Raw genomic sequence first — 17140 nt, forward strand, 5'->3', positions numbered from 1 at the left:
TTCAACTACGTAAGAGGTTCACATGAAACTGATTACTGCCATTATCAAGCCCTTCAAGCTGGATGAAGTGCGGGAAGCCTTGTCCGCGATCGGCGTGCAAGGGATCACCGTGACGGAAGTCAAAGGCTTTGGCCGCCAAAAAGGTCATACCGAGCTGTATCGCGGTGCGGAATATGTGGTGGATTTCCTGCCTAAAACGAAGATCGAAGCAGCGGTCGATGACGCGATTGTCGATCGCGCCATTGAGGCAATCGAAACGGCGGCCAGAACCGGCAAAATCGGCGACGGCAAGATTTTCGTCTACGACCTGCAGCAAGTCGTTCGCATCCGCACCGGCGAAACCGGTAAAGAAGCACTTTAAGGGGAATGAGATGAGTATCAAGAAAATATTCGCAAGCGCCCTGGCGACAGGTGCTTTGTTGCTTGCCGTGGGTTTTGCGGCACCGGCCATTGCAGAAGAAGCGACTGCGCCGGCTGCAAGCGCAACGGTGGCGGCTCCTGCCCCTGCAGCGGCTGAAGCTCCGGCTCCTGCGGCAGCCGCAGAAGCGCCAGCCGCTGCGCCTGCGCCAGTGTTGAACACGGGCGATACGGCGTGGATGCTGACGTCGACCATGCTCGTCATCCTGATGACGATCCCTGGTCTGGCATTGTTTTACGGCGGCCTCGGGCGGTCGAAAAACATGTTGTCGGTATTGATGCAGGTGTTCGTTCTGTTCGCGCTGATTACCGTTTTATGGGCTATCTATGGTTACAGCATGGTCTTCGCGGGTGGCGGTTCGTTCTACGGCTCGTTCGAGAAGCTGTTCCTCAGCGGGATCAAGCCTGACACGCTTTCGGGCACCATTCCTGAATATGTATTCGTTGCCTTCCAGTCGACTTTTGCGGCCATTACCTGCGCGCTGGTTGTCGGTGCGTTTGCAGAGCGCATGAAATTTGCTGCGGTGGTTGCCTTCTCGGTGCTGTGGTTCACCTTCAGCTACATCCCGGTTGCGCATATGGTCTGGGCTGCAGGCGGCTTGCTGTTTGTGGAAGGCGCCCTCGACTTTGCCGGCGGTACGGTGGTGCATATCAATGCAGGTATTGCAGGTCTGGTTGGTGCCTATATGGTGGGCAAGCGTGTCGGTTTCGGCAAGGAAGCGATGCCTCCGCATTCGCTGACCCTGACGATGGTTGGCGCTTCCCTGCTGTGGGTGGGCTGGTTCGGTTTCAACGCCGGTTCTGCTCTGGGCGCAAACGGCATTGCCGGTCTGGCCTTCATCAATACCATCCTGGCAACAGGTGCAGCGACCTTGTCATGGATAGGCGCTGAGGCCGTGCTCAAAGGCAAGGCCTCCATGCTGGGCGCAGCTTCCGGTGCGGTTGCCGGTCTGGTTGCGGTCACACCTGCGGCCGGTTTCGTCGGTCCTATGGGCGCCATCGTGCTCGGTTTGCTGGCTGGCGTAATCTGCCTGTGGGGTGTAAGCGGTCTGAAACGCATGCTGGGTGCAGATGATGCATTCGACGTGTTCGGCGTCCATGGTGTAGGCGGTATCTTCGGTGCCATCATGACCGGCGTGCTGGCAGCGCCTTCGCTGGGTGGCACGGGTGCAGCTGACTATGCAATGGCGCATCAGTTGATGGTGCAGGTCAAGGGCGTGCTGATTACGATCGTCTGGTCCGGTATCGTTGCCTTTGTTGCCTACAAACTGGTCGACATGGTCATCGGTCTGCGTGTGGCTGATGAAGCAGAACGCGAAGGCCTGGATATCAGCAGCCACGGCGAGTCCGCTTATCACTCGTAATTGCTTCCCTGTCCCGTACGCGGGTTTGCAAAAGCGCCTCCTTGTGGGGCGCTTTTTTTATTTGGGGCTTTTAAATTACTGTTTTGCCCTCATCTGAACATGCCAAATTGAATGAATATGATGGACGGATCAAGCACGTATTTGTTGTTTCCCGTTTAAAATCAGTCTCAATTAACGATAAGTTCAGCAAAAAGGTTTATATGGTTCCGCATCTCGTCACGGCCTTGAACGGTCCGTTGCTCGACCTTGAGAAAAAGATTCTTACCGCTACGCCAGCCATCGAGCGCTGGTTCCGGCTGGAGTGGCAGGAACATACGCCGCCTTTTTATTGTTCAGTCGATCTGCGCAATGCCGGCTTCAAGCTGGCGCCGGTGGATACCAATTTGTTCCCCGGCGGCTTCAATAATCTGTCGCCCGAGATGCTGCCGCTGGCGGTGCAGGCTGCCATGGCGGCCATCGAGAAGTACTGCCCGGATGCCAAGAATCTGCTGCTGATTCCGGAAGGCCACACGCGCAATACCTTCTATCTGCAAAACGTCGCACGCCTGATACAGATTTTCCGTCAAACCGGTTTGAATGTGCGCCTTGGTTCGCTGTCGCCTGATATAACGGCGCCGACGCCTATCGAGCTGCCGGATGGCACCACGCTGACGCTGGAGCCACTGGAGCGTTCGCATAACGGCCGTCGCCTCGGCCTGAAGAATTTCGATCCGTGCACGATCCTGTTGAATAATGATTTGTCGTCCGGTCTGCCGGCCATTCTGGAAAATCTGAATGAACAGAATCTGTTGCCGCCTTTACATGCAGGTTGGGCGGTGCGTCGCAAGACCAATCACTTTGCCGCCTACGATGAAGTGGTCAAGAAATTTGCCAAGATGATCGATGTCGATCCCTGGATGCTGAATCCGTATTTCATGAAATGCGACAACGTCAATTTCAATGAAAACACTGGTGAAGACTGCCTGGCATCGAATGTCGATACGCTGCTGGCGAAGATGCGCAAGAAGTACAAGGAATACGGCATCAAGGAAAAACCCTTCGTGATCGTCAAGGCCGATGCCGGCACTTACGGCATGGGCATCATGACCGTGCACGATGCCAGCGAAGTCAAGGATTTGAACCGCAAGCAACGCAACAAGATGGCGGTCATCAAGGATGGCCTGGAAGTGACCGATGTGATCATCCAGGAAGGCGTGCCTACCTTCGAGCATATCAATGAGTCGGTAGCCGAACCGGTCGTGTACATGATCGATCGCTACGTGGTCGGCGGTTTTTATCGTGTACATGCCGATCGCGGCAACGATGAAAATCTGAATGCGCCGGGCGCGCACTTCGTGCCGCTGGCGTTTGCCCATCAGCATGCGCTGCCTGATTATCAGGCCAAGCCGGGAACGGCTGCACCGAACCGTTTTTATATCTACGGCGTGGTGGCACGACTGGCCTTGCTGGCAGCCTCGCTGGAAATGGAAAAAACCGATCCGAATCCGGAAGTGTACTGAGGCAGTTGCCGGCTGCCACGCCTGTCTGTTCGAGCAGATGGTTCGCATGGCGCCACAATGATGGAATGCAAATACGGATGCAGTCGCTAAACAAAAACCTGTCGGGCAAGTTTTGCCGACCCTATGATTTTTCAGGATGTGCCGGATGAAAATAGCTTTCGCATGCGATCCGCTGGATGGCTTCAAGATTTACAAGGACACCACCTACGCGATGATGAGCGAAGCCGCGCGCCGCGGCCATGCGATTCACGTGTTTCAGCACAAGGACATGGCCTTCGAGGCGGGCAAGGTCATCGCCAATGTGGCGCGCGTCACATTGACCGGAGATGACAAGGACTGGTACCGGATGGAAGCACCGGTGGCGCAGGAATTGACAGCCTTCGATGCGATTCTGGAGCGCACCGATCCGCCCTTCAACATGGAATATATCTACGCGACCTATCTGCTGGAGCTGGCAGAAAAACAGGGCGCGCGTATTTTCAACAAGCCGGAAGCGATCCGCAGCTTCAATGAAAAGCTGGCCATTGCGCAATTCCCGCAGTACATCGCACCGACGCTGGTGACCAGCGATGCAGCGCGCATACGCGCCTTCCATCAAGTGCATGGCGACATCATCCTCAAGCCGCTGGACGGCATGGGCGGCGCAGGCATTTTCCGCGTCATGAACGATGCACTCAATCTCGGCTCCATCATCGAAACGCTGACTGAAAACGGCCGTCAAACCATCATGGTGCAGCGTTATATTCCGGAGATCACGCAAGGCGACAAACGCATTTTGTTGATAGGCGGCGAAGTCGTGCCGTATTGCCTGGCGCGGATACCGCAAGGAACTGAAATACGCGGCAATCTGGCGGTAGGCGGGGTCGGCGTGGCGCGCGAAATATCGGCGCGCGATCGCGAAATCGCTGTAGCGCTGGGGCCAATTCTTTTAAAAAGAGGCTTGTTGCTGGTAGGATTGGATGCAATTGGCGACTACATGACCGAATTGAATGTGACCAGCCCGACCTGCTTCCAGGAAATCAGGCAGCAAACCGGTTTCGATGTTGCAGCGATGTTTGTCGATGCGCTGGAAAAGCATGCAGAAACATGGAATTAATGAGGAAGTGACAGACATTGTCGGAAGTTTTGAAAATGCTGTTGTGAAAAATTTGCGAATCGAATAAATCTGATGGTCGGTATTCTGTTGATGACACATGCACCTTTGGGACAAGCCTTTATTGCAGCGGCTACCCATGTGTTTCGCGCGCGCCCGGAAAAGCTGGATGCGATTGATGTCAATGCCGATCAGGATACGCATGAAGTCGAGCAACTGGCCAAGCAGGCCATTGCCGGCCTGAATGACGGTTCCGGCGTGCTGGTCATTACCGATGTCATGGGCGGTACGCCGTCGAATTGCACACTGGGTTTGTGCAATGTAGAGAATGTGGCAGTGATCGCCGGCATCAGTTTGCCGATGTTGTTGCGCGCGATTACTTATCGGCAGGATACGCTGGACGTCGTGGTGGAAATGGCGCTGGCCGGTGGGCAGGGAGGCGCGGTCAGGGTAGACAACCGCGTGCGGCTGGCACCAAATTGATTTTAAATAATTCTTATAAGAAAAATGATTGAACAAGAAATCGAAATTATCAACAAGCTCGGCCTGCATGCGCGGGCTTCTGCCAAACTGACGCAACTCGCTGCCAGGTATAAAAGTGAAGTCTGGATGACGCGCAACAAGCGTCGCGTGAATGCCAAATCCATCATGGGCGTGATGATGCTGGCAGCCGGCAAGGGTTCCAAGGTAATGCTGGAAACCAACGGCCCGGATGAAAGAGAGTGTTTCGATGCTCTCGAATGCCTGATTCAAGACAAGTTCGGCGAAGGCGAGTAAGTCGGCATGCGCGGCAGGTCTTGTATTTGCTCGCTGCCGCCCACATCGCTCTGTTTTGATATTGCCTTCCGCTGCCACTGATACGGACTGACTTCGATGACTTCTTTCACGCTACACGGCATTCCGGTCTCGCGCGGCATCGCGATCGGCCGCGCGCATATACTCGCTCCCGCTGCACTCGATGTACAACATTACCTGATCGCTGATGATCAGGTGGAAGCTGAAGTCGCGCGTTTGAAATGTGCGATTACCTCGGTGCATGCCGAACTGCAAAACATCTGGAATGAATTGCCGGCCGATGCGCCGTCCGAGTTGGGTGCATTCATTGACGTGCATGCGTTGATTTTGTCCGACCCGATGATTTCCGAAATGCCGCTCGATATCATTCGTTCGCGTTACTACAATGCCGAATGGGCGCTGGTCACGCAGATTGAGGAATTGTCGGCACAGTTTGAAGAGATAGAAGATACCTACCTGCGTGAACGCAAGTCGGATATTCAGCAGGTTGGCGAACGTGTTTTGAAAGCGCTGACCGGCAGCGCCAGCCTCCTGCCCAAGGGCGACGGCGCGGAAGGCGGCGCCAGCATGATCGTCGTGGCGCGCGACATTTCACCGGCCGATATGCTGCAATTTCGCCATAGCGCATTCAGCGGCTTCATTACCGATCTCGGCGGTCAGAACTCGCACACCGCCATCGTTGCACGCAGTCTTGATATTCCCGCCACGGTTGGTGTGTCGAATGCGTCGACGCTGATCGACCAGGGTGACTGGCTGATCATTGACGGCGACGCCGGCGTGGTGGTGGTGGCACCCAACTCGGTCGTGCTCGACCAGTATCGCGAGAAGCAGGCGCGCCAGGTGCGCGAACGCAAGAAACTCGGCAGGCTGAAAAAGATGCCGTCGGTGACGCTGGACGGCACGCCGATTACCTTGTTGGCGAATATCGAATTCCCTGACGATTGCGGTCACGCGATGGATGCGGGCGCGCACGGCGTAGGTTTGTTCCGCTCTGAATTTTTATTCATGGGACGCACCGGCCATGCCCATCAGTTGCCGTCTGAAGACGAGCAATTCGAATCGTATAAAAAAGCCGTGGTTGCAATGAAGGGCCGGCCGGTCACGATACGCACGCTGGATATCGGTGCCGACAAGCCTATGGATTTTTCCGAGCAGACGGCGTTGAATCCGGCGCTGGGTTTGCGCGCGATTCGATTCTGCCTGTCCGAACCGCAGATGTTTCTGACGCAATTGCGCGCGATTCTGCGCGCTTCCGCTTTCGGTCCGATCAAGCTGCTGGTGCCAATGCTGGCGCATGCGTTTGAAATCGATCAAACGCTGCTGATGATAGAGCAGGCAAAAGCGCAGTTGCGGGAACAGAAAATCAAGTTCGACGCAGACCTGCCGGTAGGCGCGATGATAGAAATTCCTGCCGCTGCGCTGTCGCTGCCGATGTTCATCAAGCGCCTGGATTTTCTGTCGCTGGGCACCAACGATTTGATTCAATATGCGCTGGCGATCGATCGCGTCGATCATGAAGTGGCGCATCTGTACAACCCGCTGCATCCGGCCGTGCTGTACCTGATCTCGACGACCATCGCGATGGCTGCGAAAGCAGGCGTGCCGATTTCGGTATGCGGTGAAATGGCCGGCGATATACAGATGACGCGTTTGCTGCTGGGGATGGGTTTGCGGGAGTTTTCCATGCATCCGTCGCAACTGCTGGCGGTGAAGAATGAAGTTCTCAACAGCGATCTGAACGCGCTGGCGCCGCTGATGCGCAAGATCGTGCGCAGCTTCGAGCAGGAAGAAATTATTGCGGCGGTCGAACGTTTGCGTGTGGTGTAAAGGCGGCGCGCATAGCAATCCTGCTTGCACAAGGCGCCGTTACACCACCCCCAGCCATCCCAGAATCGCACCGCCGGCCAGCAGCCATAGAATCCCGATGCGGGTTTTCAGTATCAGGATGACGGTGATGAAGGTGAGCAGCCAGAGCGGCCAGTCTTCGCGGAATGTATTTTGCGTACTGGCCATGATCCAGCCGGTAGCCAGCACCAAGCCGACCACCACCGGCCCCATACCCAGCTTGAATGCACGCACCGCACGCAGTTGACGATTGCGATGTACCCAGCGCGTTGCCATATAGGTGAACGCCGTGCTGGGCAGCAGCAGGCCGACCATGCATAGCGCCATGCCGAGAAAACCGTTGGCCATGCCGCCGGCGTTCAAGCCTATGTTCCATCCCATCAATGCAACGAACAGAATATTGGGCCCGGGCGCAGCCTGTGCGATCGTGATCGAGTTGCTGAATTGCGGATCGGTCAGCCAGTGCTGCTCGGCGACCAGATAGCGGTGCATTTCCGGCGCCGATGCCAGCGCGCCGCCCAGCGACAGCAGCGACAGGGACATGAAGTGCAGGAACAGATGCACCCAATCGGTGGTTTGCAATGAAAGCTGCAGGGTCTGGCTCATGACGCCAGCTTTCGGTAAGCCAGTATGCAACCGAGAATGCCGAGGCCGAACAGCGGGTAGGCCAGCGGCAGCCGAAGCAAGGCAACGGCGGTAAAACACGCCAGGCTCAAGACACCGCAGACGTACGGCCCCAATGGATTGTTTTTCAAGCCGCGTATCAGTCTGATGCCAGTTGCCAGGATCAATCCTGCCGCGACGGCGCCCATCGCGCGCAGTGCGTGCGCCACTTGCGGATGATTGGAGTAAGGTGCATACACGATGGCGATGATCATGATCAGCATCAGCGGCAGCGTCAGCATGCCAGCAAATGCGGCGAGCGCGCCCGGCAGGCCGAAATAGCGGCCACCGATGATGAGCGACATGTTGACGACATTCGGGCCCGGCATGATTTGCGCGACCGCCCAGTCTTCAACAAATTCTTCCTGCGTCATCCATTTCTTTTTTTCCACCAGCTCGCGCTGCACAACCGCCAGCACGCCGCCGAATCCCTGCAGTGCGAGTATGGTGAAGGAAAAAAACAGGTCGGCCAGGGATTGCGGGCGCGGCCCTTCGTGTAGCGGACGTTCGTCGGTTTGCAGGATATCCATTCAATCCGGAAAGAAGGGCAACTGAATCACGCGGTCGCGATGACTATCGCTTCCGGCCAGCTGGCAGTTTAGCATCCTGTGCACTTGCGCTGAATGGCGGCTGCTGCAACACGACAGATTTCTATTGTGCGCATGGCTGAAATTATCATTTTTATACGCCGCCAGCCGACTGCAGCGACGTGCAACAATGACAAAACCCTATGACCTGCGTTTGACGGCACGGGGCGACTTGTTTATTCTTACGTCATGGCGCCGATTTGACATCAGCTTGCGGGCGCATAATAAATACGGCTAAAGCGTGCTCATTGTTTGAGTCTCGAATTTAGCCCGGTAAGCTGCTGCTTTCGGGCTTTTTTGTTTTTTGTAATGCCAGAGAATGCCGGTGTCCCTGACTGCCTTCTTCTCCTGAATAGATAACATGACCTCTCTCGGAATCGTTGCGCCGCAATCCATGTTTTTTTCCACGCCGCTGCCTTTGCAGAGCGGCGCGGAAATTACCGACTACACGCTGGTCTATGAAACCTATGGCACGCTGAATGCCGATCATTCCAATGCCGTGCTGGTGTGCCATGCGCTGAATGCCTCGCACCATGTGGCCGGCAGCTACAGCGAAGACGCCAGCACCAAGGGCTGGTGGGACAATATGGTGGGTCCGGGCAAGCCGCTCGATACCGATAGATTTTTTGTCATCGGCGTCAACAATCTGGGCTCCTGCTTCGGTTCTACCGGCCCCATGCATGCGAATCCGGCTACCGGCAAACCGTATGGCGCGCACTTCCCCGTAGTGACGGTGGAAGATTGGGTGCAGTCGCAGGCGCGACTGGCCGATGCGCTGGGCATTCAGCAGTTCGCCGCGGTGATGGGCGGTTCTCTCGGCGGCATGCAGGCGCTGGCATGGAGCATCCTGTTCCCGGAACGCTTGCGTCATTGCGTGGTGGTTGCCTCGACCCCCAAGCTGACGGCGCAGAACATTGCCTTCGACGATGTGGCGCGGCAGGCGATTCTGACCGATCCCGATTATCACGGTGGCGATTATTACGCGCATGGCGTGGTGCCGAAAAACGGCTTGCGCGTGGCGCGCATGCTGGGCCACATCACCTATCTGTCGGACGACGACATGGCGGTGAAATTCGGCCGCGACCTGCGCTCCGGCAGTTACCAATTCGGCTTCGGCATCGATTTTGAAATTGAATCGTATCTGCGCTACCAGGGCGACAAGTTTTCCGAATACTTTGATGCCAATACTTATCTGCTGATCACCAAGGCGCTCGATTATTTCGATCCGGCCAAGGATTTCGGCGGCGATCTGACCAGGACTTTATCGAACACGCGCGCGCAGTTTTTGCTGGTATCGTTTTCGACCGACTGGCGCTTCGCGCCCGAGCGCAGCCATGAAATGGTGCAGGCGCTGGTCAATAACAAGCGTACGGTTACCTATGCGGAAATCGATGCGCCGCACGGCCACGATGCCTTCCTGCTCGACGATGCGCGCTACATGAGCGTGGTGCGGGCGTACTTTGAACGTGCGTACAAGGAAATCGACGGCGGCAGTCTGAAAGCGGGAGCGCAGGTATGAATTTTGAACAATTAAGCGCACTGCGTCCCGATCTGGCCTTCATTGCGCACTGGGTCGGTAACGGCAAGCAGGTGCTCGATCTGGGTTGCGGCGATGGCGTGATGCTGGACTATCTGCAAACCGACAAGCAATGCAGCGGTTACGGGATTGAAATCGATGACGACAAAATTCCGGAATGCGTGCAGCGCGGCGTTTCGGTGATTCAACGCGATCTGGAAGCGGGCCTGGCGATTTTTGCCGACGATGCCTTCGATGCCGTGCTGTGTTTGTCTGCGCTGCAAATGATGAAGGATGTCGAAGGCGTGCTGCGCGATATTTCGCGTGTCGGTCGCGAAGCGATTGTTTCCTTCCCTAATTTTGCCTACTGGCCGCACCGGATTGCGCTGTTGCGCGGTCGTATGCCGGTATCAAAAAGCCTGCCGTATGAATGGTACGACACGCCTAATCTGCGTTGCGCAACGATCAAGGATTTTGAAGAGCTGGCGAATGAGGTCGGGCTGGAAGTGATCGAATGCGTGGCTTTGCAGGATGGGCAGCCGGTTTCCTTCCTGCCGAACTGGCGCGGCAGCCTGGCGGTATTCCGCCTGCGCAAGAAGTAGCCGCTGCTTTTTACTGCTCGCTACGCGCGGTACTGGTTTGCGTTCTGGCGGCCAGCCATAACAGGATGATCACCGGCACACCGAGCAAGGCGGTAGCGATGAAAAAATTGCTGTAGCCGTAAGCATCGACATAGGTGCCGGAATAGCCGGCGAGGAATTTCGGCAGCAGCAGCATCATCGAACTCAACAGCGCATATTGCGTGGCCGAGTAATCGACATTGGTCAGGCTGGACAGATAGGCGATGAACGCCGCGCTGGCAATGCCGCCGGCCAGGTTGTCGGCAGAAATCACCAGCACCAGCATGCTGACATCGTGGCCATGACCTGCCAGCCAGGCAAACAGCAGATTGCTGGCAGAGCTCAATACCGCACCCAGCGTCAGAATACGCATCATGCCGAAGCGCATCGACAGCGCGCCGCCTATGAAGGCGCCGAGCAGCGTCATCACGATGCCAAAGATCTTGGTCACCGCCGCCACTTCATCCTTGCTGTAACCCATATCGACATAAAACGGATTCGCCATGATGCCCATCACCACATCGCTGATGCGGTAAATGGCAATCAGTGCCAGGATCAGCACCGCCTGCCAGCGATAGCGCAGGATGAAATCGCGAAACGGGCCGATCACCACATCGTTCAGCCAGGCCGCAGCATTGCGTGCCGGCGGCAAGATGCGTCGCACCGGTTCGGTGGAGAACAGCACGGTCAGCACGCCGACCGCCATCGAGGCGGCCATCGCCAGATAAGCGACGTGCCAGGCGCCGGCCTGATAAGTGCCGCCATCGATGACTTCAGCGCGCGCCGCAATCCACAGTACGCCGGCACCCGCCCAGATCATCGCCAGCCGGTAACCGGTTTGATAGCCAGCCGCCAGCGCGGCCTGGCGATCGGTATCGGCTGATTCGATGCGAAAGGCATCCAGCGCGATATCCTGGGTGGCAGAGCCGAAGGCAACCATCAGCGCGCACCAGACCACGGGTTGCAGGTCCAGACGCGGATCGTTGAAGGCCATGCCGATCAAACCGGCGATGATGGCGCCCTGCGACAGCAGCAGCCAGCTGCGGCGGCGTCCCAGCCAGCGCGTCAGGAATGGAATCGGCATGCGATCGACCAGCGGCGCCCACGCCCATTTGAATGCATACGCCAGGCCGACCCAGCTCAGGTAGCCGATGGTGCTGCGATCTATGCCGGCTTCGCGCAGCCAGAAGCTGAGCGTGCCCAACACCAGCATCAGCGGCAGGCCGGCGGAAAAACCCAGCAGCAACATGCGTACGGTGGCCGGTTCGCGGTAGACCTTGAGTGTGTCTGCCCATGAGTGCCCTTGCGTACCGCTGTTGCGAAAAATCATGCTGCCTGCCTAGTTTGAGTGGAGTGTCGGGCTGTCGCCGACAGGAACAGATGCTGACACAAGAGCCGGCATGCGACAAGAGCGGAGATGTACGAATGGAAGGTGCAGCTGAAATGCAGCCCGGCACATGCCGGGCTGCTTCAAGCCGTTGTCAGGGTGATGGAAAAGTGCGGCGGGATGGGAAAGTTTATCCGCGCACCTTTGCCAGCACGTCGCGCAAGGTGACCGCCAGTTCCTCGGCCTTGAACTTGGCGGCGTAGGCATCGGCTCCCGCACCGTGCACGTGCACTTCGTTGCTGGTGCCGGACAGCGAGGAGTGAATCACGACCGGGATTTTTTTGAAGCGTGCATCGCCCTTGATTTTCTTGGTCAGGGTAAAGCCGTCCATCTCCGGCATTTCAAGATCGGTCAGTACCAGCGCCACTTTATCGCTGATGTCTTTGCCTTCTTTTTTTGCCGCATCACTCAACTCGTTCAGCTTCTGCCACGCTTCCAGCCCGGTTTTTGTCATGACATAGGGAAGGCTCATGGCGTCCAGGCAACCGCCGATCAGCATCCTTGCCGAGGAGGAATCATCGGCCGCGAGGATCATCGTTCCCGGCGGCAGGATAGTCGAATTGTCTATGGCATCCGGATCGATATCTGTCATGCCGGATGGCATCACGGTGCGCAAAATCTGTTCGACATCCAGTACCTGTGCCAGTCGCGTATTGTTCAGGTCGGCATCGAGTTGTGCAATGCTGGTGATGGTGCCGCGACCGGCTGCGGCGCCTTCGGCTGCCCGCACCTGACTCCAGTTCAGGCGTACGATTTCATCGACTTCTTCCACCGCAAAACCCTGTACCGTGCGGCCGAATTCGGTCACCATCAGGATGTTCAGCCCGGTGGCCGGTTTGCATCCGAGCGCGGCCGGCAAATCGATGACGGGAATCAGCTGGCCGCGAATATTTGCCATGCCCAGCATGTGCGGTGGTGAATTGGCGATCGAATTTACCGCCGGCATGGCCATCAATTCGCGCAGCTTGAAGACGTTGATGCCGTAAATTTCACTCTGTTCGGAATGCGGAGAGACACCCAGGCGAAACAGCATCAGCTCGAATTTGTTATTTGAGGTCAGGGCCGAGCGTTCGTCGATTTCATTTTGTGTTGCGTCCATCGTGTCTCCATTATTTTTATCGGCGGCGATTTTTTGCTTTCGCCTGTCGTCGTTTTGCACTTCATTTTGCGCCAAAATGCGTGAGATGAAGGTTAAATCTTATGTCATGTGCATTGCGGTTTATCATGAGCCCTTCCTTTCTGTCTTTTTCAAACAACTTATTGCATGTTGATCATCACTATTAAACAGGGCAAGGAAAAAAGCCTGCTCGAACGCCAACCCTGGATCTATGCCTCGGCAGTCGAACGGGTGGACGGCAAGCCGGCCGAACGGTTTAAATCCGGTGCCACCGCACTGGTTCATTCTTCTTCGGGAAAATTCCTCGCACGCGCCGCCCATGCGCCGAAATCGCAGATACGCGCCCGGGTCTGGAGCTTCGATCAAAACGAACCTATCGATCATGCGCTGATCAAGCGGCGCGTCAAAACCGCCGTGCACAAACGGATAGATGCTGCCAAGGGAAAAAGAATAGGCGCGGCCAAACGACTGCCCTTGATCATAGGTGACGAAGACGGATTGTCGGGCCTGGTGGTTGATTGGTATGGCGATCAAAACGGTTTCCTGATTTGCGAGTTTCAGTCGGCCGGTGTGGATGCGTGGAAGGTCGCGATCGTGCAATCGCTGATGGCGGAAACCGGTTGTGTGAATGTCTATGAACGTGCCGACGAACTGATACGCAAAGGCGAGGGTTTGCCGGTGACGTACGGTGTGCTGGCCGGCGATGAGCCGCCGGACGATATGCTGCTGACGGAAAACGGCGTGCGCTATGCGCTCGATCTTAAAACCGGCGAGAAAAAGTTTTTTAAATAAAGGTTTTTCAAAAAATGCGCAATCAAGAATTCTGGTCCGGTTCCGGTTTTGCCCTGACACAGTGCGACGAAGATGGCCGCCTGCTGTTGAGCGACGCTTTGCTCAGTGCCTGGTGGCACAGACCGGAAGTCGCACCGATCGCAGAATCCTGCGAGCATGAACGCAGCCTGCATGCAGCCTTGCTGGCCGCGCCGCGCCGTGCGGTCACGGAAGCCGAGCTGGCCGCGTTGCAGGACGAGGATGCGCGCGACAATTACCGCGTGTTGCTGGCGTGGCGCGATCGCCTGCTGGCCGCGCCTACGCTGGAAGCCGCCTATCTCGATATATTCCGCGCCGGCACGGTGACGGCGCCGCCGGTTTTTATCGACCAGCTGGCGCAGATGATCGTGCATGGCATGCTGGCAGACAGCGAAGACGCCTTGCAGGTGCGCGCTGCTGAATTGTTTTTTCGCCCGCAAAAAGTGGCGCTTGAAGATGGTGCCGTCATGCTGGCCGATGCGGCGACGGTGGATCTGCATGCCAGCGGCGGCAACTATGGCGATATTGGTCGTCTGCTGATTGAAGCCAAGACCAAGCCGCGGCGCGTCGAGCTGGATGTCATCGATCAGGAGAATGCCGCTACCTATTGGGCGCGCAACGAACGTCACGATACGGTGATCAGCTTTGCCTACGGTCGTGCCGCGCTGACCGCGTTTTGCCGCGTGATTGAAAAATGGATAGATCATTTCTATGGCGTTGCAGTGGTGGTGCGCCCCCTGCGTTCCATCGAAGCCAAACACTGGGCCTGGCATATCGGGCTGGATGCGGAAGCGACCGGCATCCTGAATGATCTGTATGCGGGCGTGGAGCTGGACGAAGCGCGCAACCGGCGCATCCTGTCCCTGTTCCAGCTGGATTTCGTCGATCCGTCGGTAGTGCGCCCCGATGTGGCCGGCCGCCCGGTTTACATGGCGTGCGCAATGAATGATGCCGATATCTTGCGCATCAAGCCGCAAAACCTGTTGCTGAATTTGCCGCTGGCATCTATTTCCTGAGTTTTGTGTAAGGCCGCCGAATAGTGAGCGAACCAACGATTACGTCTGCAGCAGATGCGCCCAGCGGCAATCGCTATGACCGCATGGAGTGGGCCGGCGCGTTCGGTGATCTGGGAACATTGATCCCCTTCGTCGCCGCGTATATCGGCGTGCTGAAGATGGATCCGTTTGGCGTGCTGTTCGCCTTCGGTGCGGCGATGCTGGTGTCGGGTTTGTATTACAGGACGCCGTTCCCGGTGCAGCCTATGAAAGCCATCGGCGCCGTCGCTGCATTGCAGGCGGTGCAAACCGCGATCGTCACGCCCGCTGCGGTGTACAGTGCGGCGCTGGTGACCGGCATTGCGTGGCTGTTCCTCGGACTCACCGGCCTGGCTTCCCGTCTGGCGAAAATGGTGCCGCCTGCAGTTGTGATCGGCATCGTATTCGGCCTTGGTTTCGGCTTCATGCTGCAGGGTATCAGGATGATGCAGAGCGACTGGCTGATTGCCGTCATCGGTGGCAGCGGCACCCTGCTGTTGATGGGCAATCGCAAGATACCGGCGATGTTTGTCTTGCTGGCATTTGGCGCTGCAGTGGGCATGGTGCAAAATCCCGCGCTGCTGGATGCGCTGGCACAAACCGGCATCGCTTTTCATACGCCGACGTTTGCATTGAGCGAGCTGTCGTGGAATCAGTTCTTTGTCGGCGCCGTATTGCTGGCCTTGCCGCAATTGCCGCTGACTCTGGGTAATGCGGTGATTGCGATCAAGGAAGAAAACAACCGGCTGTTTCCGCAGCGCTGCGTCAGCGAAGGCGGTGTGTCGATTTCAACCGGCATCATGAATCTGTTCAGTGCAACGGTCGGCGGTGTGCCTATGTGTCATGGCGCCGGCGGCATGGCCGGACATATCGCATTTGGCGCACGCACCGGCGGCTCGGTGGTGATTCTCGGCGGCGTGCTGCTGGTGCTGGCATTTTTCTTCAGCGATTCGGTCGACCTGCTGTTCAAGCTGTTTCCGCTTGCCATACTGGGCGTGATCCTGTTCCTGACCGGTGCGCAACTGGCCCTAGGCAGCAGCACCTTCCCGGCCGAACGCGGTGCGCGGGCGGTGGTATTACTGACGGCCGCGCTCTGTATGTGGAACGTCGGAGCGGGATTTGTGGTCGGTATCGTCTTGCATCAACTGTTGCAACGCGGCTGGTTGCGACTATAGCTTCGGCGCTTGCCGATGCAAGCCGGTGTATTGCTTATTCGAGCCAGCGGGCGCGACTGGCCGCCACGGCGATCGCCAGCGCCATCACGCCTATCAGGCCGAGTGCGATTTGCATACCCCACCCCTGCGCTAAAAATCCGATGACCGGCGGCCCGATCAAACCGCCGCTGTAACTGAAGGTGGCGACTGCTGCCAGCGCAGTCGAGCCATGCCTTCCCGCCGCGCTGAATACAAATGGGAATACCGCCGCAAAACCGGCGCCTGCCAGCGCGAAGCCGATAATCGTCAGCGGGATGCTGAACGCCGCAATCGCAATAAAAATGCCGCAGGCGGCAAACACGGCGCCGCTGGCAACGATGCGGCGGGCGCCGAAGCGATCTTTCAGGCGATCGCATACCAGTCGCGCCAACAGCATCAAGGCGGCAAAACCCGCATACGCCAACGGCACTACGCCATCGTGCGCAGCCATCCGGTCTTTCATGAAGATACCGCTCCAGTCGGCAATCGAACCTTCGGCGACGGCGCCGCAAAAACCGATGATGCCGAGCGCAACCAGCGGGCCGTGTGCGACGGCAAACAAGGCCTTGCTTTCAGCATGTGCAATCCGGTCGGGCGGCAATGCCTGATAAGCGATATAGAGTGGCGGCAGCAACAGCATCGAGGCGACACTGAAGTGCATTAAGGGCGTGATTGCCAGTCCAGCCATTACGCTGCCCAACAGCGCGCCGCTGACTGCACCCAGGCTGAACCATGCATGCAGCAAAGACATGGTTGAGCGGCCGGCCGCTTTTTCATGTGCCGCGCCGATTGCATTGATGGCAACGTCAAAGCAGCCGGATGCGGCACCCAGGGCGATGGCGACTATGCTCAGGCACAGCATGTTGGGTGCGATGGCGAGGCTGGGCAAGACTGCCAGCAGAGCCAGGCCAGAATACCAGGCAGCGCGCCGTCCGCCGCACTTCCCTACCAGCCATGCCGCCAGCGGAAACGAAGCCACGGCGCCGAAGCCGCCACCCAGCAACACGAGTCCCAGTTGTGAAGGACTCAACTGCAGTGCATCGCGTATGGCTGGAATGCGTGCTGCCCACGATGCATAGATCACACCCAGCAAAATGAAAAGAAAAGGTGCGGCGATGGAATGAAAGCGCGTGAGGCGTGATGTTGCGGGCAAGGGAAAGTCGGTAGACATGGAAAGTGGCGATGGATGCGGCGAACTGA

General features: G+C 57.3%; 17 protein-coding genes. 12 read left to right on the plus strand and 5 right to left on the minus strand.

Annotation, left to right across the window (positions count from 1 at the left end; genetic code table 11):
- Window positions 1-22 precede the first annotated feature (22 nt).
- The 7 genes from ABWP27_RS01585 (at window position 23) to ptsP (ending at window position 6995) form a co-directional block, all read left to right on the plus strand.
- Window positions 23-361: a P-II family nitrogen regulator gene (locus tag ABWP27_RS01585; protein WP_011869727.1), complete on the plus strand. Its 339-nt coding sequence runs from the start codon at window positions 23-25 to the stop codon at window positions 359-361.
- Window positions 362-371: 10 nt separating this feature from the next.
- Entirely contained in the window at window positions 372-1781 is a 1410-nt protein-coding gene (locus ABWP27_RS01590; RefSeq protein ID WP_353152727.1) for an ammonium transporter, read from the plus strand.
- Between the two features lie 200 nt (window positions 1782-1981).
- Window positions 1982-3280, plus strand: a complete 1299-nt coding sequence (gene gshA / locus ABWP27_RS01595; protein ID WP_353152729.1) for a glutamate--cysteine ligase — start codon at window positions 1982-1984, stop codon at window positions 3278-3280.
- A gap of 145 nt (window positions 3281-3425) precedes the next feature.
- Window positions 3426-4376 (plus strand): glutathione synthase, encoded by a 951-nt coding sequence (gshB, locus tag ABWP27_RS01600; protein WP_353152731.1) that lies wholly within the window; start codon window positions 3426-3428, stop codon window positions 4374-4376.
- 72 nt (window positions 4377-4448) lie between these two features.
- A complete protein-coding gene (locus ABWP27_RS01605) occupies window positions 4449-4856 on the plus strand; it encodes a PTS sugar transporter subunit IIA (RefSeq protein ID WP_353152733.1) in 408 nt (135 codons plus the stop codon).
- Window positions 4857-4880: 24 nt separating this feature from the next.
- A complete protein-coding gene (locus tag ABWP27_RS01610; RefSeq protein WP_353152735.1) occupies window positions 4881-5150 on the plus strand; it encodes an HPr family phosphocarrier protein in 270 nt (89 codons plus the stop codon).
- 96 nt (window positions 5151-5246) lie between these two features.
- Window positions 5247-6995 (plus strand): phosphoenolpyruvate--protein phosphotransferase, encoded by a 1749-nt coding sequence (gene ptsP / locus ABWP27_RS01615; protein ID WP_353152737.1) that lies wholly within the window; start codon window positions 5247-5249, stop codon window positions 6993-6995.
- Window positions 6996-7034: 39 nt separating this feature from the next.
- On the opposite strand, the gene ABWP27_RS01620 is transcribed toward ptsP, so the two are convergent.
- A complete protein-coding gene (locus tag ABWP27_RS01620) occupies window positions 7035-7619 on the minus strand; it encodes a chromate transporter (protein WP_353152739.1) in 585 nt (194 codons plus the stop codon).
- Complete coding sequence (locus ABWP27_RS01625) at window positions 7616-8206, minus strand: chromate transporter (RefSeq protein ID WP_353152741.1); 591 nt, start codon at window positions 8204-8206, stop codon at window positions 7616-7618. The genes ABWP27_RS01620 and ABWP27_RS01625 overlap by 4 nt, the downstream gene beginning before the upstream one ends.
- 418 nt (window positions 8207-8624) lie before the next feature.
- On the opposite strand from ABWP27_RS01625, the gene metX reads away from it, so the two are divergent.
- Together metX and metW are read left to right on the plus strand one after the other, a co-directional pair.
- Complete coding sequence (metX, locus tag ABWP27_RS01630; protein WP_353152743.1) at window positions 8625-9782, plus strand: homoserine O-succinyltransferase MetX; 1158 nt, start codon at window positions 8625-8627, stop codon at window positions 9780-9782.
- Window positions 9779-10381 (plus strand): methionine biosynthesis protein MetW, encoded by a 603-nt coding sequence (metW, locus tag ABWP27_RS01635; RefSeq protein ID WP_353152745.1) that lies wholly within the window; start codon window positions 9779-9781, stop codon window positions 10379-10381. Before metX ends, metW begins: the two co-directional genes overlap by 4 nt.
- 10 nt (window positions 10382-10391) lie before the next feature.
- Here metW and ABWP27_RS01640 read toward each other — a convergent pair whose 3' ends face one another.
- Window positions 10392-11729 carry an AmpG family muropeptide MFS transporter gene (locus ABWP27_RS01640; protein WP_353152747.1) on the minus strand — a complete coding sequence of 446 codons (1338 nt, stop codon included), beginning with the start codon at window positions 11727-11729 and terminating at the stop codon, window positions 10392-10394.
- A 187-nt stretch (window positions 11730-11916) separates the two neighbouring features.
- Window positions 11917-12885 (minus strand): chemotaxis protein, encoded by a 969-nt coding sequence (locus ABWP27_RS01645; RefSeq protein WP_353152749.1) that lies wholly within the window; start codon window positions 12883-12885, stop codon window positions 11917-11919.
- 165 nt (window positions 12886-13050) lie between these two features.
- Between ABWP27_RS01645 and ABWP27_RS01650 the strand changes: the two genes are divergently transcribed.
- Genes ABWP27_RS01650 through ABWP27_RS01660 form a run of 3 tightly spaced genes read left to right on the plus strand, consistent with a single transcriptional unit; the run spans window position 13051 to window position 15922 of the window.
- Complete coding sequence (locus tag ABWP27_RS01650; RefSeq protein WP_353152751.1) at window positions 13051-13695, plus strand: class I SAM-dependent rRNA methyltransferase; 645 nt, start codon at window positions 13051-13053, stop codon at window positions 13693-13695.
- Window positions 13696-13709: 14 nt separating this feature from the next.
- The gene (locus ABWP27_RS01655; RefSeq protein ID WP_353152753.1) at window positions 13710-14729 is read left to right on the plus strand and encodes a DUF6352 family protein; all 1020 of its coding nucleotides are present in this window, start codon (window positions 13710-13712) and stop codon (window positions 14727-14729) included.
- Between the two features lie 23 nt (window positions 14730-14752).
- A complete protein-coding gene (locus tag ABWP27_RS01660; protein WP_353152755.1) occupies window positions 14753-15922 on the plus strand; it encodes a putative sulfate/molybdate transporter in 1170 nt (389 codons plus the stop codon).
- Between the two features lie 34 nt (window positions 15923-15956).
- On the opposite strand, the gene ABWP27_RS01665 is transcribed toward ABWP27_RS01660, so the two are convergent.
- Window positions 15957-17111, minus strand: a complete 1155-nt coding sequence (locus ABWP27_RS01665; protein ID WP_353152757.1) for an MFS transporter — start codon at window positions 17109-17111, stop codon at window positions 15957-15959.
- Between the last annotated feature and the right edge of the window lie 29 nt (window positions 17112-17140).

The organism is Herminiimonas fonticola, assembly GCF_040395855.1.
Classification (GTDB): Bacteria; Pseudomonadota; Gammaproteobacteria; order Burkholderiales; family Burkholderiaceae_D; genus Oxalicibacterium; species Oxalicibacterium fonticola_A.

What these genes read in the sequence shown, in the direction of transcription:
- ABWP27_RS01585 (WP_011869727.1), top strand. Translation starts at nt 23, where the DNA reads ATGAAACTGATTACTGCCATTATCAAGCCCTTCAAGCTGGATGAAGTG.
- ABWP27_RS01590 (WP_353152727.1), top strand. Translation starts at nt 372, where the DNA reads ATGAGTATCAAGAAAATATTCGCAAGCGCCCTGGCGACAGGTGCTTTG.
- gshA (WP_353152729.1), top strand. Translation starts at nt 1,982, where the DNA reads ATGGTTCCGCATCTCGTCACGGCCTTGAACGGTCCGTTGCTCGACCTT.
- gshB (WP_353152731.1), top strand. Translation starts at nt 3,426, where the DNA reads ATGAAAATAGCTTTCGCATGCGATCCGCTGGATGGCTTCAAGATTTAC.
- ABWP27_RS01605 (WP_353152733.1), top strand. Translation starts at nt 4,449, where the DNA reads ATGGTCGGTATTCTGTTGATGACACATGCACCTTTGGGACAAGCCTTT.
- ABWP27_RS01610 (WP_353152735.1), top strand. Translation starts at nt 4,881, where the DNA reads ATGATTGAACAAGAAATCGAAATTATCAACAAGCTCGGCCTGCATGCG.
- ptsP (WP_353152737.1), top strand. Translation starts at nt 5,247, where the DNA reads ATGACTTCTTTCACGCTACACGGCATTCCGGTCTCGCGCGGCATCGCG.
- ABWP27_RS01620 (WP_353152739.1), bottom strand. Translation starts at nt 7,619, where the DNA reads ATGAGCCAGACCCTGCAGCTTTCATTGCAAACCACCGATTGGGTGCAT.
- ABWP27_RS01625 (WP_353152741.1), bottom strand. Translation starts at nt 8,206, where the DNA reads ATGGATATCCTGCAAACCGACGAACGTCCGCTACACGAAGGGCCGCGC.
- metX (WP_353152743.1), top strand. Translation starts at nt 8,625, where the DNA reads ATGACCTCTCTCGGAATCGTTGCGCCGCAATCCATGTTTTTTTCCACG.
- metW (WP_353152745.1), top strand. Translation starts at nt 9,779, where the DNA reads ATGAATTTTGAACAATTAAGCGCACTGCGTCCCGATCTGGCCTTCATT.
- ABWP27_RS01640 (WP_353152747.1), bottom strand. Translation starts at nt 11,729, where the DNA reads ATGATTTTTCGCAACAGCGGTACGCAAGGGCACTCATGGGCAGACACA.
- ABWP27_RS01645 (WP_353152749.1), bottom strand. Translation starts at nt 12,885, where the DNA reads ATGGACGCAACACAAAATGAAATCGACGAACGCTCGGCCCTGACCTCA.
- ABWP27_RS01650 (WP_353152751.1), top strand. Translation starts at nt 13,051, where the DNA reads ATGTTGATCATCACTATTAAACAGGGCAAGGAAAAAAGCCTGCTCGAA.
- ABWP27_RS01655 (WP_353152753.1), top strand. Translation starts at nt 13,710, where the DNA reads ATGCGCAATCAAGAATTCTGGTCCGGTTCCGGTTTTGCCCTGACACAG.
- ABWP27_RS01665 (WP_353152757.1), bottom strand. Translation starts at nt 17,111, where the DNA reads ATGTCTACCGACTTTCCCTTGCCCGCAACATCACGCCTCACGCGCTTT.